This window comes from Pseudomonas extremaustralis (assembly GCF_900102035.1).
Lineage (GTDB): Bacteria > Pseudomonadota > Gammaproteobacteria > Pseudomonadales > Pseudomonadaceae > Aquipseudomonas > Aquipseudomonas extremaustralis.
The window spans coordinates 3,952,119-3,975,830 of the sequence record NZ_LT629689.1 but is presented as its reverse complement, the minus strand read 5'-3'; the positions used below and the strand labels follow the sequence as shown (position 1 = coordinate 3,975,830).

General features: G+C 61.3%; 19 protein-coding genes. 7 read left to right on the top strand and 12 right to left on the bottom strand.

The features are described from left to right. Positions 1-6: 6 nt before the first annotated feature. Positions 7-1,719, top strand: coding sequence for a PTS fructose-like transporter subunit IIB (locus BLR63_RS18340; protein WP_010565559.1), 1,713 nt, complete (start codon positions 7-9; stop codon positions 1,717-1,719). Positions 1,720-2,254: 535 nt separating this feature from the next. Next, entirely contained in the window at positions 2,255-2,542 is a 288-nt protein-coding gene (locus BLR63_RS18335) for an Lrp/AsnC family transcriptional regulator (protein ID WP_130926101.1), read from the top strand. A 3-nt stretch (positions 2,543-2,545) separates the two neighbouring features. On the opposite strand, the gene BLR63_RS18330 is transcribed toward BLR63_RS18335, so the two are convergent. The 3 genes from BLR63_RS18330 to BLR63_RS18320 form a co-directional block, all read right to left on the bottom strand. Next, positions 2,546-2,920, bottom strand: a complete 375-nt coding sequence (locus tag BLR63_RS18330; protein WP_010565557.1) for an endonuclease domain-containing protein — start codon at positions 2,918-2,920, stop codon at positions 2,546-2,548. A 689-nt stretch (positions 2,921-3,609) separates the two neighbouring features. Then, positions 3,610-6,135, bottom strand: coding sequence for a PepSY domain-containing protein (locus BLR63_RS18325; RefSeq protein ID WP_042946978.1), 2,526 nt, complete (start codon positions 6,133-6,135; stop codon positions 3,610-3,612). Positions 6,136-6,270: 135 nt separating this feature from the next. After that, the gene (locus BLR63_RS18320) at positions 6,271-8,556 is read right to left on the bottom strand and encodes a TonB-dependent receptor (RefSeq protein ID WP_010565555.1); all 2,286 of its coding nucleotides are present in this window, start codon (positions 8,554-8,556) and stop codon (positions 6,271-6,273) included. Positions 8,557-8,760: 204 nt separating this feature from the next. Between BLR63_RS18320 and BLR63_RS18315 the strand changes: the two genes are divergently transcribed. Together BLR63_RS18315 and BLR63_RS18310 are read left to right on the top strand one after the other, a co-directional pair. Then, on the top strand, positions 8,761-9,441 hold the full coding sequence (locus tag BLR63_RS18315; RefSeq protein ID WP_010565554.1) for a Fe2+-dependent dioxygenase: 681 nt from the start codon (positions 8,761-8,763) through the stop codon (positions 9,439-9,441). A gap of 2 nt (positions 9,442-9,443) precedes the next feature. Beyond that, positions 9,444-10,196, top strand: a complete 753-nt coding sequence (locus BLR63_RS18310) for a tetratricopeptide repeat protein (protein WP_010565553.1) — start codon at positions 9,444-9,446, stop codon at positions 10,194-10,196. A gap of 31 nt (positions 10,197-10,227) precedes the next feature. On the opposite strand, the gene BLR63_RS18305 is transcribed toward BLR63_RS18310, so the two are convergent. Beyond that, positions 10,228-11,391 carry a type III PLP-dependent enzyme gene (locus BLR63_RS18305; RefSeq protein WP_010565552.1) on the bottom strand — a complete coding sequence of 388 codons (1,164 nt, stop codon included), beginning with the start codon at positions 11,389-11,391 and terminating at the stop codon, positions 10,228-10,230. 901 nt (positions 11,392-12,292) lie between these two features. On the opposite strand from BLR63_RS18305, the gene BLR63_RS18300 reads away from it, so the two are divergent. After that, complete coding sequence (locus tag BLR63_RS18300; RefSeq protein WP_231998085.1) at positions 12,293-13,690, top strand: DUF2599 domain-containing protein; 1,398 nt, start codon at positions 12,293-12,295, stop codon at positions 13,688-13,690. Positions 13,691-13,737: 47 nt separating this feature from the next. On the opposite strand, the gene BLR63_RS18295 is transcribed toward BLR63_RS18300, so the two are convergent. From BLR63_RS18295 to BLR63_RS18280, 4 genes are read right to left on the bottom strand one after another with little or no spacing between them, the layout of a single operon-like run. After that, entirely contained in the window at positions 13,738-14,895 is a 1,158-nt protein-coding gene (locus BLR63_RS18295) for an osmoprotectant ABC transporter ATP-binding protein OsmV (RefSeq protein WP_010565550.1), read from the bottom strand. After that, positions 14,892-15,545 (bottom strand): ABC transporter permease, encoded by a 654-nt coding sequence (locus BLR63_RS18290; RefSeq protein ID WP_010565549.1) that lies wholly within the window; start codon positions 15,543-15,545, stop codon positions 14,892-14,894. Before BLR63_RS18290 ends, BLR63_RS18295 begins: the two co-directional genes overlap by 4 nt. An 11-nt stretch (positions 15,546-15,556) precedes the next feature. Next, positions 15,557-16,450 (bottom strand): glycine betaine ABC transporter substrate-binding protein, encoded by an 894-nt coding sequence (locus tag BLR63_RS18285; RefSeq protein ID WP_010565548.1) that lies wholly within the window; start codon positions 16,448-16,450, stop codon positions 15,557-15,559. A 19-nt stretch (positions 16,451-16,469) separates the two neighbouring features. Continuing rightward, a complete protein-coding gene (locus BLR63_RS18280; protein WP_010565547.1) occupies positions 16,470-17,186 on the bottom strand; it encodes an ABC transporter permease in 717 nt (238 codons plus the stop codon). A 330-nt stretch (positions 17,187-17,516) separates the two neighbouring features. Here BLR63_RS18280 and BLR63_RS18275 point away from each other — a divergent pair, with 330 nt between their 5' ends. Together BLR63_RS18275 and BLR63_RS18270 are read left to right on the top strand one after the other, a co-directional pair. Further along, positions 17,517-19,100 (top strand): peptide chain release factor 3, encoded by a 1,584-nt coding sequence (locus BLR63_RS18275; protein WP_010565546.1) that lies wholly within the window; start codon positions 17,517-17,519, stop codon positions 19,098-19,100. A 200-nt stretch (positions 19,101-19,300) separates the two neighbouring features. Next, the gene (locus tag BLR63_RS18270; RefSeq protein ID WP_010565545.1) at positions 19,301-19,567 is read left to right on the top strand and encodes a hypothetical protein; all 267 of its coding nucleotides are present in this window, start codon (positions 19,301-19,303) and stop codon (positions 19,565-19,567) included. A 203-nt stretch (positions 19,568-19,770) separates the two neighbouring features. Here the strand turns inward: BLR63_RS18270 and BLR63_RS18265 are convergent, their stop codons facing one another. From BLR63_RS18265 to BLR63_RS18250, 4 genes are read right to left on the bottom strand one after another with little or no spacing between them, the layout of a single operon-like run. Beyond that, positions 19,771-20,742 (bottom strand): peptide ABC transporter ATP-binding protein, encoded by a 972-nt coding sequence (locus tag BLR63_RS18265; RefSeq protein WP_010565544.1) that lies wholly within the window; start codon positions 20,740-20,742, stop codon positions 19,771-19,773. Continuing rightward, positions 20,742-21,710 (bottom strand): ABC transporter ATP-binding protein, encoded by a 969-nt coding sequence (locus BLR63_RS18260; RefSeq protein WP_010565543.1) that lies wholly within the window; start codon positions 21,708-21,710, stop codon positions 20,742-20,744. The genes BLR63_RS18265 and BLR63_RS18260 overlap by 1 nt, the downstream gene beginning before the upstream one ends. 10 nt (positions 21,711-21,720) lie before the next feature. Further along, a complete protein-coding gene (locus BLR63_RS18255; RefSeq protein WP_010565542.1) occupies positions 21,721-22,632 on the bottom strand; it encodes an ABC transporter permease subunit in 912 nt (303 codons plus the stop codon). A gap of 10 nt (positions 22,633-22,642) precedes the next feature. After that, positions 22,643-23,653, bottom strand: a complete 1,011-nt coding sequence (locus BLR63_RS18250; RefSeq protein WP_010565541.1) for an ABC transporter permease subunit — start codon at positions 23,651-23,653, stop codon at positions 22,643-22,645. Positions 23,654-23,712: the final 59 nt, after the last annotated feature.

Below are 23,712 nucleotides of genomic sequence, written 5' to 3'. Positions count from 1 at the left end.
ATTGTGATGAAGTTAGCCATTGTTACTGCCTGCCCGAACGGCATGGTCACCAGTGTGCTGTGCGCCCGCTTGTTGGACGCCGCCGCGCAACGCCAGGGCTGGAGCACCAGCGTCGAAGTGGTGGACGTGCAGCACCCGGAACGCCAGCTGTCCCAGTCGACCCTTGATGACGCCGAATGGGTGTTGCTGGTCAGCAGCACCGGCGTGGATATGCAACGCTTTGTCGGCAAGCGCGTGTTCCAGAGCACCCCGGCCCAGGCGCTGGCGGACGTCGACGCGGTATTGCGACGCGGCGCCCAGGAGGCCGAGGTCTATGTGGCGACTGAAGCGGCGGCCAGACAAGTACCGCGGATTGTCGCGATCACCGCTTGCCCCACCGGCGTGGCCCACACCTTCATGGCCGCCGAGGCCTTGCAGCAGACGGCCAAGCGCCTGGGCTATGACTTGCAGGTCGAGACCCAAGGCTCGGTCGGCGCACGCACGCCATTGAGCCCGCAGGCGATTGCCGATGCCGACGTGGTGCTGCTGGCGACCGACATCGAAGTCGCCACCGAGCGCTTCGCCGGCAAGAAGATCTACCGCTGCGGCACCGGCATTGCCCTCAAGCAATCCGAAGCGACCCTCAACAAGGCTTTGGCCGAAGGCGCGATAGAAAGCGCGGCCAGCGGTGCGGTAGCTAAAAAGGAAAAAACCGGCGTTTACAAACACTTGCTTACCGGTGTGTCGTTCATGTTGCCGATGGTGGTGGCGGGCGGGCTGTTGATCGCCTTGTCCTTCGTGTTCGGCATTCACGCGTTCGAGCAGGAAGGCACCCTGGCGGCGGCGCTGAAAACCGTCGGCGACCGCGCCTTCATGCTGATGGTGCCGTTGCTGGCGGGCTACATCGCCTACTCGATCGCCGACCGTCCCGGCATAGCCCCCGGCATGATCGGCGGGCTGTTGGCGGGCACGTTGGGTGCGGGGTTCATCGGCGGCATCTTCGCCGGTTTCCTCGCCGGCTACTGCGTCAAGCTGATCACCCGCGCGGTGAAGTTGCCGCAAAGTCTGGAGGCCCTCAAACCGATCCTGATCATCCCGCTGCTGGCGAGCCTGTTCACGGGCCTGGCGATGATCTACCTGGTGGGCCCGCCGGTAGCGCGCATGCTCACCGGTCTCACCGACTTCCTCGCCACCATGGGCACCACCAATGCGGTGCTGCTGGGCATCCTGCTGGGCGGCATGATGTGCGTCGATTTGGGCGGGCCGATCAACAAGGCGGCGTATGCGTTTTCCGTCGGCCTGCTGGCGGCGCAGAGCGGTGCACCGATGGCCGCGACCATGGCCGCCGGCATGGTGCCGCCGATCGGAATGGGCATCGCTACATTCCTGGCGCGGCGCAAGTTCGCCCAGACCGAACGCGAGGCTGGCAAGGCGGCGATGATCCTGGGGCTGTGCTTTATTTCCGAAGGCGCGATTCCGTTCGCCGCCAAGGACCCGCTGCGGGTGATCCCGGCGAGCATTGCCGGCGGCGCGTTGACCGGTGCCTTGTCGATGTACTTCGGTTGCAAGCTCGCGGCGCCCCACGGCGGCCTGTTCGTGCTGGTGATCCCCAACGCGATGAACCATGCGCTCCTGTACTTGCTGGCGATTGTCGCCGGCAGCTTGCTGACCGGCGTGGTGTATGCGCTGATCAAGCGGGCGGAAATGATCGAACTGGCGGTCAGCCCGGCGAACGCCTGATCCGTCGGTGTGGTTTTTCGTCGGATTGGAACAACGGATCGGTGAATCTCACAGAGATGGAATGACCGTTCTGTAGCCTGGCGTTCCCGCTCGGCAAATACGCAAAAAAGCACCCCTGGCGTCTGTCTACCATAGGCCTGCGATACCCATCGCGGCACGACGCCAATTATCCAGATCGAGTCCGCGGCCGCTGCCGCTGCCGTCCAGGCGTTGCACAGGACGCCTATGAACACTGCGCCCATTGGTTGACCTATGTGTGAGCGTGACAGGAACACGGCGCCTCGACCGATATGGGCGAGAATCCTGCGCAACCCGCCCTTGTTGTTGCTGGTGCTGGTCGCTGTGTTGTTCTGCCTTGACTGATGATGTTTTGCTGGATGTTTAAGGGAGCCGGGCACGTAGAGAATCGTGCGATAACGTCGCCTTCCATTCATGCCCTGGAGCAGGATTTCCAGCATCGCCGTGTTGGCGTCGGGTCAAGCGGCTTGAAGAGGCCGGCGTGGTGCGGGGCTACCACGCGAGCATCGATGCGAAAATGTTGGGGTACAGCGTGCGGGCGTTTGTCCAGGTCGCGCTGGATCAGAAAGACACAGCGCACATGCAGGCTTTCGAGGCCTCCCTGTCTTCGTTTGAACAGGTGATTGCCTGCCACTGCATTTCCGGCGCGTTCGATTACCAACTGACCGTCCTGGCCACCGACATGCCGGCCTTCAGTGAGTTTGCCAGGCAGCACATCAATGGCTTTCCAGGGGTAAAGGACGTGTACACGGCGTTTGTCGTCAACGAGGTCAAGGCGGTCAACATGGTGGCTGGGTTGAGCTGATGCTCATCCGGCGGGGGCTGGATGGGGTGTCACCGCACGCAGGATTTGTTCGAGCACGGCGTCCATTTGCGCCAGGACATCCAGGTTGCTGAAGCGCAGTACCCGTATGCCTTGTTGGTTCAGGTAATGGGTTCTGCGCTGATCGTGGGCGATGTGCTGAGGGTCGTAGTGTTGGCCGCCGTCGAGTTCGATCGCGAGTGATTGTTCGACGCAGTAGAAGTCGAGGATGTAAGGCGCAAATGGGTACTGGCGGCGAAACTTGAAGCCGGCGATTTGCCGGGCGCGCAGTTTTTGCCAGAGGCGTTGCTCGCAGTCGGTCTGGTTGGCGCGCAGGTACCTGGCGAATTGGCGTTGGTGGTGGGTGGGGCGGGTTGGCATGCTTCACGGTCCTTGTGAAGTGGGGGGGAGATTGGAGTGTAGTTGGGGATTGGGGCATGGGGCGAAATCCGCCCCTCACCCCCCGCCCTCTCCCCGGAGGGGAGAGGGAGCCTACCGGGGTGTATTGAGGTATTCAGCGACTTGAAATACCGAGTCGATTATGGATTCCCAGCAGAACGATCAGGTCGACACCCCTCTCGAGCATCCCCCAATCGGCCCCCTCGCCCCTTTGGGGAGAGGGCTGGGGTGAGGGGCGGATTCAAAGCCGACCCCGACTTGAAATACCGAATCGATTTTGGATTCCCAGCAGAACGACCAGGTCGACACCCCTCTCGAGCATCCCCCAATCGGCCCCCTCGCCCCTTTGGGGAGAGGGCTGGGGTGAGGGGCGGATTCAAAGCCGACCCTGACTTGAAATACCGAATCGATTTTGGATTCCCAGCAGAACGATCAGGTCGACGCCCCTCTCGAGCATCCCCCAATCGGCCCCCTCGCCCCTTTGGGGAGAGGGCTGGGGTGAGGGGCGGATTCAAAGCCGACCCCGACTTGAAATACCGAGTCGATTATGGATTCCCAGCAGAACGATCAGGCCGACACCCCTCTCGAGCATCCCCCAATCGGCTCCCTCGCCCCTTTGGGGAGAGGGCTGGGGTGAGGGGCGGATCTAAAGCCGAACCCCAACCCCACGGTCAATAAACATCCCGACGATAACGGCCCTGTTCAATCAACCGCTCCACTGCCTCACGCCCCAGAATATCCACCAGCGCCTGATCCACGCCCGCAGCCATCCCCTGCAAACTCCCGCACACATAAATCGCTGCACCGTCCGCCAGCCATTTACGCAGCACCTCCGCCGACTCGCGCAGGCGATCCTGTACGTAGATCTTCTCCTCCTGGTCCCGGGAAAACGCCAGGTCCAGCAGCGCCAGATCACCACTGGCCAACCAGCCTTGCAGCTCGTCCTGGCACAGGTAGTCGTGGGCGATCGTACGTTCGCCGAACAACAACCAGTTGCGCTGCAGGCCATCGGCAATGCGTGCTTTGAGCAGGCTGCGCAAACCGGCGAGGCCCGTGCCGTTGCCCAGCAGGATCAGCGGCACCGGTGCGTCCGGCAGGTGGAAGCCGCTGTTGCGGCGCAGGCGCAGGCTGATCGCCGAGCCGATGGCCGCGTGCTCGGTGAGCCATCCCGAGCCTAGGCCCAGGCCGCCATCCGGGTGGCGTTCCTGGCGCACGATCAGTTCGAGCACGCCGTCGCTGGCGATCGAGGCGATGGAGTATTCGCGCATGCCCAAGGGCGCCAGGGCGTTCACCAGCGCCTGGGCGTGCAGGCCCACGAGGTGAGCGCGATTGGCCGGCAGTTGGCGCGTCGCCAGGGCCTGGTTGAGGGTTTGAGCCAAACCGTCGATCTGCACGTCTTCGTCGCCGGCCAAGCCCAGACCCGCAAGGAAATGCTCGATAGCCCACGGGCTGTTGCGCGGCAGGATTTCCACCAGATCGCCGGCTTGCCAACGCTGGGGCGATGCCGACGTGAGGCCCAGCAGATACACCGCCGAGCCACTGCTGCCACGGTTGAGCAGGGTGCGCTGGCTCAGTGTCCAGTTTTCATACCGGGCGGTCGGCCAGGCCGCCGCCGGTGCGTGGCCGGTCAGTTGCCCAAGCTGTTGTTGCCAGTGCAGCAGGGCGGCGGTGTCGCCGCTGTCCACTTCCACTGGCGCGAACAATGGGTTGCCGCCCTGGTTGGTCAGCCAGAAATGCAGGCGACGGGCAAACCCGCAGAAGTGTTCGTACTGGCGATCACCCAGGGCCAGCACCGAGTAGTTCAAACCCTTGAGGGACACGTTCTGGCCCAGTACGCCGCGCTCGAACCCCCGCGCGCTGTCGGGGGCTTCGCCGTCGCCGAAGGTGCTGACGACAAACAATGCATTTTCCGATTGGCGCAGGTCATCCTGGCTGACGCTGCCCAAGGGCTGCACCTTCACCGGCAGGCCAGCCGCCTGCAATTGCCCGGCGGTCTGCCAGGCCAGTTGCTCGGCAAAACCGCTCTGGCTGGCAAAACCGATCAGCCAGGCCGGCGCGTCACTGTGGTGGGCGTCGAGGCCCTTGCGCGCCTCGCGGATCTGGCGCTTTTTGCGGCGTCGGTCGAGGTACAGCAGCCAGCCGGTGATGAAGAACAGCGGCATGAGCAGCGAGCTGACGGTGAGGATAATGCGCCCCGCCAGGCCGAAATAGCTGCCGGTGTGCAGCGCATAAATGCTGGTCAATAACTGCGAGCCGAGGCGTTTGTCGGCATATCGGTCATGGGATTTGACCGCGCCGGTGGCCGGGTCCAGGTCGATCTGGTTCAGCGCGCGGTCGTGGGGCGAGTCTTTGAGCAGGTAGTAGACGGTCGCCGGTTGGCCGGCCACGGCCGGCATGCGGATGTTGTAGGCACTCAAGCCCGCGCCGGCGTTGCTGTAGATGCTGCTCCAGATTGCGTCATAGTCGGCCACCGGCGCCGGGCCTTCGGGCGGCGGACCGCGTTTGCGCATGCGTTCATTTTGTGGGGCGTCGGACAGCAGTTTGGTCAGACCCTGGCTGTACCAGTCGTAGGACCAGGACAACCCGGTCAGCGCCGCCAGCAGATAAGCCAACAGGCACCAGGTGCCGAACACCGAGTGCAGGTCCCAATTGAAGCTGCGGCCCTTTTTGCGCCAGTCCAGCGTCAGCCAGGCACGCCAGCTCGTGACTTGGCGCGGCCAGCGCAGGTACAGCCCGGAAAGGCAGAAAAACACCAGGATCAGCGTGCAGGCGCCGGTGATATTGCGCCCGGTTTCGCCGATGGCCAGGAAGCGGTGCAGTTGCAGGAGAAAACCGAACACGTCCTGACCGACGGCATCGCCCATGTAATCGCCGGTGTAGGGATCGAAGTAGCGCATCTGGCCACGTCGCTCGCCCGGTGGCGGGGTGAAGAATACGCGCGCGGCGTTGCCGCTGTCGCTTTCCACCCAGAGCATCGACACGCGTTTGCCTTCGGTGGCTTCGAGCTTTTGCACCAGTTCGGCGGGGGGCAACACGCCGGCTTCGCGTTTTTCCACGCTGAGCACCGTCGGGTTGAGGGCTCGCAGGATTTCGTCCTGGAACGACACCGCCGCCCCGGTGATCCCCATCAAGGCCAGCACCAGCCCGGCAGTGATGCCGAAGAACCAGTGCAACTGGAACAGGGTTTTCTTCAACACGTCTGACCGCCTCGTCTATCTGAATATGTAGGGCACGGCGCGCATTATGCCGTGGCTTGTCGAGAAACATTCTGTTTTACACGCAAAAGCCCCACGCATTCGATACGTGGGGCTTTTGGCTGCGCGTCGAGCGCGTCAGAAGTGGAAGCTGGTGGTCAACAACGCCGTGCGCCCGGCCGCCTGGTTGGCGAAGTGCGTCGAGAAGGCCTTGTCGTAGTAGGTCTTGTCGGTCAGGTTCTGCACGTTCAATTGCAGGTCGATGTTCTTGGTCAGCTTGTAGCTGGCCATGGCGTCGTAGCGGGTGTAGGACGGTACATACACGGTATTGCCCGCGTCGCCGTAAACCTGGTCGACATAGAACGCGCCGCCACCGACGGTAAGCTTGGGGGTGATGGCGTAGGTGGTCCACAGGCTGAAAGTGCTCTTCGGCGTGTTCGGCATCTGGTTGCCCTTGTTCGAACCTGCGCTGACTACACCGTTACGACCATTGAGACCGGCGCTGACCAGTTCGCTGTCGAGGTAGCTGTAGCCGGCGAACACTTGCCATTGCTCGGTGATCTTGCCGCTGGCGGACAACTCCACACCGTCGACCCGGGATTCGCCGGCGTTTTCGTAGGTCAGGGCATCCACCAGGATGCGGGTGTTTTTCTTTTCGGTACGGAATACCGCGGCCGTCAGGGACAGGCGGTCGTGGAACAGGTCCCACTTGGTGCCCAGTTCGTAGTTGACGGTTTCTTCCGGTTGCAGGTCGCTGGTGGCGGCGCCGGCGGACAGCGGGTTGCCGTCCGAGCCTTCGCCGAGCAGGCCGCCGGCAGGCGTTGCCGAGGTGGCGTAGGAGGCATAGATGCTGCCGTTATCCAGCGGCTTCCAGACCAGGCCGGCCTGCCAGTTGAAGAATTGGCTGTCGTCCTTGATCTTGGTGCGCCCGGTGGTGGCGTTGGTGTTGGCCTCGGTATCAAAGGTGTCGTAGCGCAAGCCGACGTTCAGCAGCCATTTCGGATCGAGTTCAATGGTGTCGAACACATACGCCGCGCGGCTGGTGGCCTTGGTGTTGGTGCCGTTGTAGTTACGCGCGATGCTGCCGGTCCAGGCGTCGTCCGGGTTCGGGTTGCTCAGCGAGGTGCACTGGCCGCCCAGGCTGCCTTTGGCCACCGTGCACACCGGGTTGGTGTTGGGGCTGATGGTATAGCTGCTCACACGGGTTTCTTCGCCGGTGAATTCCAGGCCGGTGGAGTAGGAGTTCTTGAAGCCCAGGGCCTGGAAGCTGCCGAACAGATCGGTCTGGTTGGTGGTGGTCGTGGTGGTGGACACACGGCTGTTGGCGCGGCGCCATACGGTGCCGTATTTGTTGACGTTGAGTTTGCTGTCGTCCGGCTGGGTCAGGATGTAGTCCTGGCCGGTGCTGCCATGCCGCAGGGTGTTTTTCAGCGTCATGGTGTCGTTCAGGTCGTGCTCGATGGAGATCGTGCTGATGTCGGCGCGGGTCTTGCGGAAGTCGCGGTCCTTCAAGCCATAGAAGTTAGAGCTGTCGCCGCCATCGTTGGGTTTGTCATGCACGTGGGCGGTGGCGGTCGATGAACCGTAGCCATAGGGAATCCCCGAATCCGGCAGGTCGTCGCTTTCCATGTGGTAGTAGCTGAGGTTGACGCGGGTCGGCGTGCCCAGGCCGAAGGTCAGCGACGGCGCCACGCCCCAACGGTCGTAGTTGACCGCATCGCGCCCGGCCACGTTCTGCTCGTGGCTCATCAGGTTCAGGCGGAATGCGGCGCTGTCGTCGAGGAACTGACGGTTGACGTCGAGCACGTAGCGACGGGTCTGGTCGGAGCCATAGGTGAAGCCGCCGTTGGTGAAGTCCCGTGCTTGCGGGGTCTTGCTCACCAGGTTGAGGCTGCCGCCGGCCGAGCCGCGCCCGCCGAACGAGGAGTTCGGGCCTTTGCTGACTTCGATCGATTCGATGTCGAAGATCTCGCGGCTCTGGCCGCCGGTATCGCGCACGCCGTCCAGGTAGGTGTCGCCCTGGGCGTCAAAACCACGGATGAACGGGCGGTCGCCCTGGGGGTTGCCGCCTTCACCGGCGCCGAAGGTGATGCCCGGCACGGTGCGCAAGGCGTCCTGCAACGAGGTGGCGGCGGTGTCCTTGAGCACTTGTTGCGGCACCACGGTCACTGAGCGTGGCGTGTCCACCAGCGGTGCGGTGTATTTCTGCGACGAGGCTTTTTCCACCTGGTAGGACGTGTTGTCCTGTTCTTCCCCGGTGATGTTGGTGGCGCCCAGGGAGATGCTGTTGCGCTGGCCTTTCTGCTCGGTGTCTTCGGCCGCTTGCGCCAGGTGGGCGACAGAGCTGGCGCCGAGGGCAACGCCAATGGCTGACGCCAGCAGGCGTGGTGAACTGGCAGGTATTTTTGCAATGGTGCGCGACATGACGTGTCCTTTCCCCAAGGATGTGAGGTCGCGGAATATAGGTTGAACAAGACTTTCTATCAATTGCGATACATTGCTATTCGTACTGAATTTACATTCTTTACACTTTTCGTTTACGGTTTTTACACTCTCGTTCGTCCTCGCGTTTTACAGAGTGGATAAGAATCAATACCATTGACGTCTTTCTGACTTCAGGTATCGCCCATGTTGCTGCACATTCCCGGCCTGTTCTCTCGCGAGGAAGTGCAGCGCATCCGCCAAGCCCTGGAACACGCCGATTGGGCTGACGGCAAAATCACCGCCGGCCACCAGTCCGCCAAGGCCAAACACAACCTGCAACTGCCCGAAGGGCATCCGTTGGCCAAGGAAATCGGCGCGGCGATGCTTGAGCGCTTATGGCAAAACCCGCTGTTCATGTCAGCGGCGTTACCCCATAAAGTCTTCCCGCCGCTGCTCAACTGCTACACGGCCGGGGGCTGTTTCGACTTCCATATCGACAACGCCGTGCGCCAGCCCAAGGGCAGCCATGAGCGCGTGCGCACCGATCTGTCGTCCACCCTGTTCTTCAGCGACCCGGAGGACTACGACGGCGGCGAACTGGAAATCCAGGACACCTTCGGCCTGCAGCGCGTCAAGTTGCCCGCCGGCGACATGGTGCTGTATCCCGGTTCCAGCCTGCACAAAGTCAACGCCGTGACCCGTGGCGCGCGCTATGCCTCGTTCTTCTGGACCCAGAGCCTGGTGCGCGAAGACAGCCAGCGCACCCTGCTGTTCGAGATGGACGGCGCGATCCGGCAACTGACGGCGGACGTCCCCGACCATCCGGCGCTGATCCAGCTTACCGGCACCTATCACAACCTGTTGCGTCGCTGGGTCGAGGTCTGAGCATGGGCTTTTTATTGCGCCGTGAAGAAGTGCTCAACGTCGAGCAACTGCAGAGCATGCTTGACGATTCGCCGGTGCGCGCGGCCCAGGCGATCCTGATGGCGGCCAAGGAGGGCGTGGTGGATGCCCAGGCTTTACTCGGGCAGATCCTGCTGGACGGGCGCGGCATTGAGCGCGATGAAGCGCTGGCCTTGCGCTGGTTCCAGATCGCGGCGCAGGGCGGGCACTTGATGGCGCGCAACATGCTCGGGCGGTGCCGGGAACATGGCTGGGGCTGCGTCGCCGATGAAGCGGCGGCGGCGCGGGAATATCGCATGGCCGCCGAAGCCGGGCTGGATTGGGGGCAGTACAACTACGCCAACCTGTTGGCCACCGGTCGCGGCGTCGCTGAAGACCAGGCCCACGCGCTGAGGTGTTATCGCCAGGCGGCGGAGCAGGGGCATGCCAAGTCCATGAACCTGGTGGGGCGCTATCTGGAAGAGGGCCGGTGTTGTCCGAAGGATCTGGACGCGGCCGTGCAATGGTATCGCCGTTCAGCCGAAGCCGGGGATTTCCGTGGGCAGTTCAGTTATGCGGCGGTGCTGGCCGATAGCGGTCAGATCGAGGCGGCGCTGGCGTGGTTGCGCAAGGCACTGGCAGGCGGGAATCTGAAGTTTTTGCGGGTGGCGCACAAGGCGTTGGCGGCGGCGAATGATCCGCAGATTCGAGCGATGGCCGAGGCCTACCAGCAGCGTGCCGCGCAACTGAACCCATAGGAGCCGGTAAGCCGGCTCCTATGGGGGACGATCAGATGTAGTACGACTTCAACGGCGGAAAGCCATTGAACTCAACCGCGCTGTAGCTGGTGGTGTACGCACCGGTCGACAACCAGTACAACCGATCACCGATGGCCAGGTTCAGCGGCAGGCCGTACTTGTAGTTTTCGTACATGATGTCGGCGCTGTCGCAGGTAGGACCGGCGATGACCACTTCTTCCATCTCGCCTTTCTTCTCGGTCCAGATCGGGAACTTGATGGCTTCGTCCATGGTTTCGATCAGGCCGGAGAACTTGCCCACATCCGTGTACACCCAACGCTCGACGGCGGTGCGGGATTTACGCGCCACCAGCACCACTTCGCTGACCAGGATGCCGGCGTTGGCGATCAGCGAACGGCCTGGCTCCAGGATGATTTCCGGCAGATCGTCGCCGAAATCTTCCTTGAGGAAGCGGATGATTTCCTGGGCATAGGTTTCCAGGCTGTTGGTGCGGGTGATGTAGTTGGCCGGGAAGCCACCGCCCATGTTGATCAGCTTGAGGTGGATGCCGTCTTCTTCCTTCAGGCGCTCGAAGATCACTTTGACCTTGGCGATCGCTGCGTCCCACACGCTGATGTCGCGCTGTTGCGAGCCAACGTGGAACGAGATGCCGTAAGGCACCAGGCCCAGGTCGCGGGCGAGGATCAGCAGGTCCATGGCCATGTCGGTCTGGCAGCCGAATTTGCGCGACAGAGGCCAGTCGGCCGTGGTCGAGCCTTCGGTGAGGATTCGCACGTAGATTTTCGAACCCGGCGCGGCCTTGGCGATGTTGCGCAGGTCGGCTTCGGAGTCGGTGGAGAACAGGCGCACGCCCTTCTCGTAGAAGTAGCGGATGTCCCGGGATTTCTTGATGGTGTTGCCGTAGCTGATCCGGTCGGCGCTGACGCCGCGGGCCATGACCTTGTCCAGCTCATAGATCGAGGCGATGTCGAAGCTCGAACCCTTGTCTTTCAACAGGTCGATGATCTCGACGGCGGGGTTGGCCTTGACCGCGTAATACACCTTGGCGAATTCGAAACCGGCGCGCAGGTCATCGTAGGCCTGGCTGATCATCGCGGTGTCGATCACCACGAACGGGGTTTCCTGTTTGTCGGCGAACGCCTTCATTTTGTCAAAAGTGGCGCGCGCGAAATAATCTTCGACGTTGATCGACATGCTGGGAACTCCTAAGGGCAAACTGATTTGATCAATGGGTGCAAATGAACGTCCTCCGTATCCCCACTTTGGTTCGCCTACTTCCCAAGGCATGTCGCCGAAAGCAAAAAGGCCATGGGCGCTACCGCTACCCTTGGCCTTGCTGTCTCGTCGTCAGTACTTGAGCCGGATGGATCGTTTCCAGCATGGACGTTCGGCGCGAACTTTAGGACGTGAGGGGCCATAGATCAACTAAAAATGTCGCGTTTTTGCACGCGTTCGTCTTGCTGAACGGCTTAGGTACTTTTTAACCGACCTGGATGACAGCCAGATGTTCCCTGCGGTGTCATCGGCACGGGCTATCCGCCTGGGCATGAGAAGCAAGCAGAGACCGCATTCTCGCCTGAGGGGTTGCCTGGCGGGATGTGGACGAGGGATAGATTGGCAAGGCTGTCCGGTCCCTGCACAGGGGCTGAAATTGCCTGAATCTCGATAACTTCCGGTTGTTACTTTGAAATGTTATTAAAAAACATGATGACCTGTTAGTTATGACAGTAGACCTCGCTTTTTTTTGCTGAATACTAATAGGCGTCAGTAATGTTTTGGTTGTTTTTATACATGACGTAACGTGCGTGGTTATTAAGATATAGGCTGTTTTCAGGGGCGGTCTTGTTCAGTGTGTTTGTTGGGTTTTTTGATTATTGCTTGCGTGCATTGTTAATGATGCAGGGAGATTATCATGTGTAAAAAAATGATTATAAGAGCCACGCGGGCTTGTCTGTTGGCAGTGTTGACAGTCCTCGCAACCTGGTCGTTCGCCAGCCCCGGTTCTGATATGGCGCGAATGATGGATTATTGGTATCGATTTACAGCCAGGGACTGCGGTAATGGTAGATTGGCGTCAAACTTTTCGGGAATAATCTTGCGTGGTATCGACAGTAAAGAGTTTTTTCGCCCTTGGAATCCGGGGCCTAACTCACACAATGCGGCAGCGGGCGGTAATGGTATTGTGTCCAACGGTGGTGTGTCGGTTTCTTATTTGCGCACGGACACGAAATATGATGGCCTCGGGTTGCTGAAGTACAACGGTCTCGCCTTTCTGCCAGCAGACTTTGTGGATGAAAAAACGCAATTCAAGCTGCTGGTACTGTGTGCCTTTGCTATTGACTCGTGGACCGGCGGCCGCACTAATAAAGGTTGCGGTGATTATATCGAGGGGGGGGATACGCTCGGGGCAGTTGAGGACTATTGTCAGAACCTGGGCATCAGCAACGCTCAGGCGTGGATGAAACATTATGATCTTCAGACCAGTGATCCTGATGCCTACAAGGCCCACAAATTTCAATGCGGCTTTGACACAGCGAATGATTATTTTGGCACTTTCAACAAGGCGGACGCGTTTAACGCGTTTGTCGAAAGTCGCAAAATGCTGGCGGCTGACCCCGAGGAAAAAAGCGACGCTGAGGCCACGCAAACTGAGCTTCGAATCGAAACTTGGCCGGATGATGATTATTGGTATCGAAATTGGGAAACTAGCAGAACCCCTTTTGATGCGCCTCATCCGGACGATACCGACCCTTCCAAAGTGGCCGCTAGAACATATAAGGAGCTTCCGATTGCTGCGTTTATTTATGTAGGTGGTATTGATTTTGTCGACAATAATGCGAAAGCATTTGAAGGGCGGCGGTTGGCGGCCGACGACCAGTGCCGTTGGATAAAGCAGACCAGTACACCACCGGCCAAAAGCTCCTGGAAACCGGTCATCAAAGTTCAGCTTCCAAGAAACGCTTCTGAAGAAGCGAAGTTCGCTTATTACCCGCCAGATCAGTACTCGACATCGCTCGCGGCACCTGATGCGAGCTATTGCACACTGCCGGCGGCGCAGGCGGCTTTAGCGCAGCCTCCTGTCGATGCTCATTCTTGTGAGAAGAAAATCTATGGGGCCAGGGGGGAGGTAATAGAGGAAGTGTCCGACTATATTGAAAAAGTCGAATGGGTCGAAAACTACCAAGAGCCCGTATTAGGTACGATTGCATCCCTGACGGTAACGCCAACCGAGTGCGGCAGAAGAGCTGGGGTTGGCAAGGTCGATGAAGTGTATGCAGAGTTAGCTATTAAAGGCGCCACGCACCCGCAGTGGAATTTTGATCATCTTGGCAGCAGTATGCGTCGTCAGCTGGCTTGCCATTTAGATTCTCCTACCATCGCAGTTAATAAAACGACGTGGAGTCTGGAGCCCGCTCGCCCTTATGTGGCACATGATGTGATTATGAAGCTGGACGGAAATAACCGGTGTAACCCCAACGGTAAAAACACGTAGACCCACAAGGGGTGCCGCCGCCCAGTGGGCGGCGGCAACAATGTGCCTCAAGCCAACGCAGTCTCGGCAGGCGAAACGATACTGGTCTTGCCCCCACGGGACTTACCGGAACTCAGGTACTCGGCAATCGATTCCTGGGTCACTTCCCCGAGGAACACCCGCTCGGCATCCATTACCGGCAGCCACGAGCGGTTGAACTCGTACATGCGCGACAGCAGGATGCGCAAATGCTCGTCATACGCCGCCGTGGCGTTGAACTCGCGCAGGTACTGGCCGCAGGTACCGGTCTGACGGTGCAGGTCGCGACGTCGTACATAACCCAGCGCCTTGTTCTCGGCGCAGGTGACCACCACATAGCGGCGGTCCAGCTCGTCCATCAGCTCCAGGGCATCGGCCACCGGAGTTTCCGGGCTCACCGACGGGGCGTTGTCCGCCGCGTCTTCGGCTTTTACCAGCAGCAGGCGCTTGAGGGTGCTGTCCTGGCCCACGAAGTTGCTGACGAATTCGTCCGCCGGGTGCGCCAGCAGGGTGTCCGGGTGGTCGATCTGCAGCAGCTTGCCGGCGCGGAAGATGGCGATTTTGTCGCCCAGCTTGATGGCTTCGTCGATGTCGTGGCTGACCATGATCACGGTCTTGTTCAGCGCGCGTTGCATCTCGAAGAACTCGTTCTGGATCATCTCGCGGTTGATCGGGTCGACCGCGCCGAACGGTTCGTCCATCAGCAGCAACGGCGCATCCGCCGCCAGGGCTCGGATCACGCCGATACGCTGTTGCTGGCCACCGGACAATTCACGCGGGTAGCGGTGCAGGTACTGCTTGGGCTCAAGCTTGATCATGCTCATCAACTCGCGGGCGCGGTCGTGGCATTTCTGCTTGTCCCAGCCCAGCAGCTTAGGCACGACCACGATGTTTTCCTCGATGGTCATGTTCGGGAACAGGCCGATCTGCTGGATCACGTAGCCGATGTTGCGACGCAGGGTCACTTCGTCGAGGTCGGTGGTGTCTTCGCCGTTGATCAGGATCTTGCCCGAGGTGGGCTTGATCAGGCGGTTGATCATTTTCAGCGTGGTGCTCTTGCCGCAACCCGAAGGGCCGAGGAATACGCAAATCTCGCCTTCATTGACGGTCAGGCTTACATCGTTGACGGCGGTCACCGTCTTGCCGTTGCTTTGGAAGGTCTTGGACAGGTTTTGAAGTTCGATCATTTGAGCAATCCTTTTGGAGTCAGCGAGCGTTGCAGCCATTGCAGAAGCAGGTCGGCGAAGATGGCCAGGAGACTGACCAGCACGGCGCCGACGATCAGCATCGACATGTCGCTGCGGCTGATGGAAGCCAGAATCAGTACACCCAGGCCACCGGCGCCGATGGTGGCGGCGATGGTCATCACGCCGATATTCATCACCACGGCGGTGCGCACCCCGGCGAGGATCACCGGCACGGCAATCGGCAGTTCGACCATGCGCAGGCGCTGGCCGAAGGTCATGCCGATGCCTTTGGCGGCCTCGCGGATGCCCGGTTCGACGCCTGTCAGGGCCAGGTAGGTGTTACGCATGATCGGCAGCAGGGAGTAGAGGAACACGGCGGTGATCGCCGGCATCGGCCCCAGGCCCTGGCCGAATTTGGAGTAGAACGGCAGCAACAGGCCGAACAGGGCGATGGACGGCACGGTCAGCAGCACCGTGGCGCTGGCCTGCAGCGGGCCGGCCAGGGTCGGGAAGCGGGTCATCAGCACGCCGAGGGGCACGCCGACGACAATCGCGAGGATCACGGCGATACCGACCAGGGTGATGTGCTGCCCGGTCAAGTGCAGGACTTGGGCCCAATCAAGATGGGAAAAGGCGTTTAAAAATTCCATGTCTTCTCCTCTTAGTTGAGTGGATGTTGGCGCAGGAAGTCGGCGGCCACGGCGGACGGGCTTTCATGGTCGACGTCGACCCGCGCGTTCAGTTGACGCATGGTTTCGTCATCGAACAGCGCGGCCAGTGGCGCAAGCTCTGCGGCCAGTTCAGGATGGGCGTCGAGATAAACCTGACGCACCACCGGGGCTGCGGTGTAGTCCGGGAAGTAGTGTTTGTCGTCCTCCAGCAGCTTCAATTTGAAGGCGTTGAGGCGACCGTCGGTGGTGTAGACCAGACCGGCAAACACTTGGCCGTTGCGCAGGGCGGTGTAGACCAGGCCGGCGTCCATCTGCCGGGTGTTTTTGCGGGTCAGGTTCATGTCGTAGAGCTTGACCATGCCGGCCAGACCGTCGGAGCGGTTGGCGAACTCGGTGTCCAGGGCGACCAGGCGGTGTTCCTGGGTGGTTTGCGCCATGGCTTGGGTGAGGTCGCTGATGCTGTTGATCTCAGGATGTTCCTTGGCCACCTTCTGCGGCAGCGCCAGGGCGTAGGTGTTGCTGAAACGCGACGGCGACAGCCAGACCAGGCCTTTTTTCGCGTCGAGTTCTTTCACTCGAGCGTAGGACTGTTCGCTGTCGAGTTTCTCGTCCACGTGGTTGTAGGCCACCAGCGACACGCCGGTGTATTCCCAGATCAGGTCCAGTTGCCCGCTTTCCTGGGCACTGCGCGCCAGGTTGCTGCCCAGGCCGCCGGTCACACGGGTGTCGTAACCCTTGGTGCGCAGGTACTGGGAGGTGATTTCGGCGAGCAGGGTCTGTTCGGTGAACACCCGGGCGCCGATGCGGATCACCGGTTTTTCAGCGGCTTGCGCAATTCCTGCAAGCAGCAGGACGCAGCCTAATATCAAGCTTAGTTTTTTCATGTCGATTCCTTTGCAGTCCTTAAGACGGACGCAACCCGCGTTCCAGCCAGAGGCGGCTGGCCATGGTCACCAGGCCGTCGAGCAACAACGCCAGCAGCGCGGTACATGCGGCGCCGAGCAGCAGTTGCGGCTGGTTGTTCAGGGCGATGCCGGGGAAGATCAGGCTGCCCAGGCTGTTGGCGCCGATCAGGAACGCCAGCGGTGCGGTGCCGACGTTGATCGCCAGGGCCACGCGCACGCCGCCGATGATGATCGGCACGGCGTTGGGCAACTCCACGCGAAACAGCACCTGAAGCGGCGTCATACCGATGCCGGTGGCTGCTTCCTTCAGGGAACCCTGAACATTCTTCAGGCCTTCGTAGGTGTTACGCACGATGGGCAGCAACGAGGCGAGGAACAGCGCGAAGATCGCCGGGCCGCTGCCGATGCCCAGCACGCCGAGGGCGATGGCCAGTACGGCCAGGGGAGGGACGGTGTTGCCGATGTTGAATATCTGCATGAAGCGTTCGGCGCGCCCGACCATGTTCGGTCGGCTGAGCAGGATACCGGCGGGGAGGCCCACAATCAGCGCGGCCAGCATGGAGACGAGGACCAGAATCAGGTGAGCTTGTAGGTAAAACAACAAATCGTCGCGGTACAGTTCGATCGTGTTGATGCCGATCCAGTGGATCAGCAGGGCCAGGAGAGCGACGACAACCGCTCCTCCTATCAGCCCTTTGCCATAGCGAATAGCCACAGGCGGACTCCTTTATTTCAGTCGGCGGGCACATTCCCGAGCGGCAATGCCATTCCTGGCTGTCGGCGAATGTGGTCGCGAAAAGCAGCTTGCCAATGCCGGCAAAAGCGGCATGAGGTCAAGCCATGAGCGCAGCCTCGTCAGGCTAACTTGCTGATTTTTCAGCCCCTGTTACGAGTGCGGTAGCAGGGGAGTGGACGTCTCGACCTTTTAAAAGGTTCCATACTTGGCAGCATTTAGCCACCCCCAATGGGGTGAACGGTGGTCCGCCACTCCCGGTTTGCGCTATACTCGCCGCCCTTTTTTGACTCACCTGCCAGGCGATTTCCCATGACCCACCAGGCCGCCGAAGTCGCGAAACGCCGCACTTTCGCCATTATTTCCCACCCCGATGCCGGTAAAACCACCATCACCGAGAAGCTCTTGCTGATGGGCAAGGCAATCGCAGTGGCCGGCACGGTGAAATCCCGCAAATCCGACCGCCATGCCACCTCCGACTGGATGGAAATGGAAAAACAACGGGGTATTTCCATTACCACGTCGGTCATGCAGTTCCCGTATCGCGATCACATGATCAACCTGCTCGACACCCCGGGCCACGAAGACTTCTCCGAAGACACCTACCGCACCCTGACCGCGGTGGACTCGGCCTTGATGGTCCTCGATGGCGGTAAGGGCGTCGAGCCGCGCACCATCGCCCTGATGGACGTCTGCCGTCTGCGCGACACGCCGATCGTCAGCTTCATCAACAAACTCGACCGCGACATCCGCGACCCGATCGAGCTGCTCGACGAGATCGAAGCGGTGCTGAAGATCAAGGCCGCGCCGATCACCTGGCCGATCGGCTGCTACCGCGACTTCAAGGGCGTGTACCACCTGGCCGACGACTACATCATTGTCTACACCGCCGGCCACGGTCACGAACGCACCGATGTGAAAATCATCGAGAAGCTCGACTCCGACGAAGCCCGCGCCCACCTGGGCGACGAGTACGACCGTTTCGTCGACCAACTGGAACTGGTGCAGGGTGCCTGCCACGAGTTCAACCAGCAGGAATTCCTCGACGGCCAGCTGACCCCGGTGTTCTTCGGTACCGCGCTGGGCAACTTCGGTGTCGACCACGTGCTCGACGCCGTGGTGAACTGGGCGCCGCCGCCCCTGGCCCGGGTGGCCAACGAGCGCACCGTGGAGCCGGTGGAAGAGAAGTTCTCGGGCTTCGTGTTCAAGATCCAGGCGAACATGGACCCCAAGCACCGCGACCGTATCGCCTTCATGCGTATCTGCTCCGGCCGCTACGAAAAAGGCATGAAGATGCGCCACGTGCGCACCGGCAAGGACGTGCGCATCGGCGACGCCCTGACGTTCTTCTCCTCCGAGCGTGAACAGCTCGAAGAAGCCTACGCTGGTGACATCATCGGCTTGCACAACCACGGCACGATCCAGATCGGCGACACCTTCACCGAAGGCGAAACCCTGGGCTTCACCGGCATCCCGCACTTCGCCCCGGAACTGTTCCGCCGCGTGCGCCTGCGCGACCCGCTCAAATCCAAGCAACTGCGCCAAGGCCTGCAACAGCTGGCAGAAGAGGGCGCCACCCAGGTGTTCTTCCCCGAGCGCAGCAACGACATCATCCTTGGCGCCGTCGGTGTGCTGCAGTTCGATGTGGTCGCCAGCCGCTTGAAAGAGGAATACAAGGTCGAATGCTCCTACGAGCCGATCACCGTGTACTCCGCGCGCTGGATCGAGTGCAGCGATAAGAAGAAGTTGGAAGAGTTCTCCAACAAGGCCGTGGAAAACCTCGCGATGGACGGTGGCGGTCACCTGACCTATCTGGCTCCGACCCGGGTCAACCTGGCGTTGATGGAAGAGCGCTGGCCGGATGTGAAGTTCCGTGCGACCCGCGAGCACCATTAAGGTCTGAGCGGTGGACAAGAGGGCGAAGCTGTCATGGCTTCGCCCTTTTTCGTGGTTGCAGCAAAACCGCCCCTCCCACATTTTTTGATCTCCACCCGATGGGGGGATTGGCGAGAACCCGGCATCGGGACTAGCTTCAACGCTGGCGGCGCTAAACAGCGTTCGTGCGGGATTCACCTACTGACAGGAGGGGATCAACCATGAGTATTGTTCAACGAGTCGTGCTGTTACTGAAGGTGCTGGTGCTGTTGTCATTGGGAATGTCGACGGCCTGGGCACATAACCCGGTGCAGAGCGGCGTGGCGGTGTCTGCGGTTCAGAGTGGGCAGGGCAAGGTCCTGCAGTTGGCCAAGTCCGAATCTGAGCCCGGCGATGAGGGCCAGGGCGGCAGCAAGGGCGATGACGACTCGACCACCGACGAGCCGGGTGATGACAACTCGGATGATGAGGGCGATAGCCAGACGTAGCCCTGACGAAAATAAAAAAGCCCGTCCCGCCAGGCTGATGCGCAACCTGGCGGGGCGGGCCGTAGAACGCGTTGACGCAGCGGCCCATGTAGGCGCGAACTGGCTCGCGAAAAACCTGAGAGCGCCACGATAAACCTGAAGGGCGGCGTTATCGTTGACGATCTTCGCGAGCAAGCTCACTCCTACAAGAGGGCTGGGTTGCTTCAGGCCACGAACTGCTCCGCGTAGTGACACGCCACCTGCCGGTTATCCAGCGCCCGCAACAGCGGCTCTTCGGTGCTGCACCGTTCGGTCGCATACGGGCAACGCTTGTGGAATGCGCAGCCCGGCGGCGGGTTCAGCGGGTTGGGCAGTTCGCCGACGATCTTGATCTTCGGCTTGGACGGGTCCGGGTGGATGGTCGGGGTGGCCGACAGCAGTGCCTGGGTATACGGATGCAACGGGCGTGCGTAGATGTCGGCCTTGGGGCCCATTTCCACCGGGCGACCGAGGTACATCACCATTACATCGTCGGCAACGTGTTGCACCACCGCCAGGTTGTGGGAAATGAACACGTAGGCGGTGTTGAATTCCTGCTGCAAATCCATGAACAGGTTGAGCACCTGGGCCTGGATCGACACGTCCAGCGCCGAGGTCGGCTCATCCGCCACCAGCACTTTGGGTTGCAGCATCATTGCCCGGGCCAAGGCGATGCGTTGGCGCTGGCCGCCGGAGAACATGTGGGGGTAGCGCTGATAATGCTCGGGGCGCAGGCCCACCTGTTTCATCATCGCCTGGACTTTTTCGCGGCGTTCGGCGGCGGACAGGTTGGTGTTGATCAGCAGCGGCTCGCCGAGTTGATCGCCGACTTTCTGCCGTGGGTTCAGCGACGCATACGGGCTCTGGAACACCATCTGCACGTCTTTGCGCAATTGCTTGCGCTGGGCCTTGTCGGCGCCGGCGACTTCCTGGCCGGCGATTTTCAGCGAGCCCGATGATGGCTCTTCAATCAGCGTCAGCGCACGGGCCAGGGTGGATTTGCCGCAGCCCGACTCGCCCACGACGGCGAGGGTCTTGCCGGCTTCCAGCTCGAAGGACACGCCGTTGAGGGCGCGCACAGTGGCGTTGCCTTTGAACAGGCCACGGGACACTTCGTAGTGACGGGTCAGGTCGCGGGCGGTAAGAACGACGGCCATTACGCCACCTCCTGGTTCAAGGGGTAGAAGCAGCGCGCGAGGCTGTTGGATTTAGGATCAAGGTCCGGGCGGGTCTGGCGGCAGTTGTCCTGCACGTACGGGCAGCGCGGCGACAACAGGCAACCCTGCGGGCGGTCGTAGCGGCCGGGCACGATGCCGGGCAGCGTGGCCAGGCGCGCGGCACCGAGGCTGTGTTCGGGGATCGCCTTGAGCAGCGCTTCGCTGTAGGGATGGGCCGGAATATCGAACAGTTGCGGCACCTGGCCGACTTCCACGGCCTGGCCGGCATACATCACGCACACGCGCTGGGCGGTTTCCGCCACGACCGCGAGGTCGTGGGTGATCAGCACCAGGCCCATGTTCTGTTCTTTCTGCAAGGCCAGCAGCAGGTCCATGATCTGCGCCTGGATGGTCACGTCCAATGCGGTGGTCGGCTCATCCGCGATCAGCAGCTTCGGCTCGCCGGCAATTGCCATGGCGATGGCCACGCGCTGGCTCATGCCACCGGACAGTTGGTGCGGGTAGGCATTCATTCGGCTGGCAGCGCCTGGGATCTCGACCTTTTCCAGCAGTTCGATAGCGCGTGCGCGCGCCTGCTTGCCGGACATCTTCAGGTGCAGGCGCAGCACTTCTTCGATCTGGAAACCCACGGTGTAGCTGGGGTTCAGCGCGGTCATCGGGTCCTGGAACACCATCGCCAGGTCTTTGCCGACGATCTGCCGACGCTGGCGATTGCTCAGCTTGAGCATGTCCTTGCCGTCGAAGTTCAGCGCATCGGCGGTGACGATGCCGGGGTGCTCGATCAGGCCCATCAGCGCCATCATGGTCACGGACTTACCCGAGCCCGACTCGCCCACGATAGCCAGGACTTCGCCTTTGTCGACGCAGAGGTCGAGGCCATCGACCACCGGTACGGCGGTCTTGTCGCCGAAGCGCACGTTGAGATTCTTGATTTCTAACAGTGACATGGGAATCTCCTCAGGCGGCGTTCTTGAGTTTCGGGTCCAGCGCATCGCGCAGGCCGTCACCCATCAAGTTGATTGCCAGCACGCTGAGCAAAATGGTCAAACCCGGCAGGCTCACCACCCACCAGGCGCGTTCGATGTAGTCGCGGGCCGAGGCCAGCATGGTGCCCCACTCAGGGGTTGGCGGTTGTACGCCAAGGCCGAGGAAGCCCAGGGCGGCCGCATCGAGGATCGCCGAAGAGAAACTCAAGGTGGCCTGGACGATCAGCGGCGCCATGCAGTTGGGCAGCACGGTGATGAACATCAGGCGCGGCAGGCCGGCACCGGCCAGGCGCGCGGCGGTTACATAGTCACGGTTCAGCTCGCCCATCACCGCAGCGCGGGTCAGGCGCACATAGGACGGCAACGACACGATGGCGATGGCGATCACGGTGTTGATCAGGCCTGGGCCGAGGATCGCGACGATGGCAACCGCCAGCAGCAGCGAGGGCAGGGCGAGCATGATGTCCATCAGGCGCATGATGGTCGGGCCGAGCAAGCGCGGGAAGAAGCCGGCGAGCAGACCGAGCAGGACCCCCGGAATCAGCGACATCACCACCGACGACAAGCCGATCAGCAGCGACAGGCGCGAGCCCTGGATCAAGCGCGAGAGCAAGTCCCGACCGAGTTCGTCGGTGCCGAGCAGGAACTGGATCTGCCCGCCTTCCAGCCACGACGGCGGGGTCAGCAGGAAGTCGCGGTATTGCTCGCTGGGGTTATGGGGCGCGACCCACGGGGCGAAGATCGCGCAGAACACGATCAGCAACATGAACAGCAGGCCGGCGACCGCGCCTTTGTTCTTGGAAAAGGCTTGCCAGAATTCTTTGTACGGGGACGGGTACAGCAGGCTTTGATCGACTGCCGACGCTTGTGTAGGTGTGGTCATGGTCATGATCTCAGCGCTGGTGACGGATGCGTGGGTTGGCGAAGCCGTAGAGGATATCCACCACGAAGTTCACCAGGATCACCAGGCAGGCGATCAGCAGAATGCCGTTTTGCACCACCGGGTAGTCCCGCGCGCCAATGGCTTCGATCAGCCATTTGCCGATGCCGGGCCACGAGAAGATGGTTTCGGTCAACACGGCGCCGGCCAGCAGGGTGCCGACTTGCAGGCCGACTACGGTCAGCACTGGGATCAGCGCGTTGCGCAGGCCATGGACGAACACCACGCGCGCCGGCGACAGGCCTTTGGCCTTGGCGGTGCGGATGTAGTCTTCGCGCAGCACTTCGAGCATCGACGAGCGGGTCATCCGCGCGATCACCGCCAGCGGAATGGTGCCGAGCACGATGGCCGGCAGGATCAGGTGGTGCAGGGCGTCGAAGAACGCGTCCGGCTCGTCGGCCAGCAGGGTGTCGATCAGCATGAAGCCGGTGCGCGGCTCGATGTCGTAGAGCAGGTCGATCCGCCCGGACACTGGGGTCCAGCCCAGGCTCACCGAGAAGAACATGATCAGGATCAGGCCCCACCAGAAGATCGGCATCGAATAGCCCGCGAGGGAAATGCCCATGACCCCGTGGTCGAACAGCGATCCTCGCTTGAGTGCCGCGATCACCCCCGCCAACAGGCCCAGGATGCCGGCGAACAACAGGGCGGCCATGGACAGCTCCAGGGTCGCCGGGAAGAGCGCGGTGAACTCGGTCCACACGCTGGTGCGCGTACGCAGGGATTCGCCAAGATCGCCGTGGGCGAGCTTGCCCACATAGTCCAGGTATTGGGCGTACAGCGGCTTGTTAAGGCCAAGGCGTTCCATTGCCTGTGCATGCATCTCGGGGTCGACGCGCCGTTCGCCCATCATGACTTCGACGGGGTCGCCGGGAATCATGCGAATCAACGCAAACGTCAGCAACGTGATGCCGAAGAAGGTGGGGATCAATAACCCCAATCGGCGGGCAATAAAACTAAACATCTTGTGGTGTACCTCAATCAGCCGGTTAGGCAGGTCCGGCGCCGTCAATGTCGACGGCG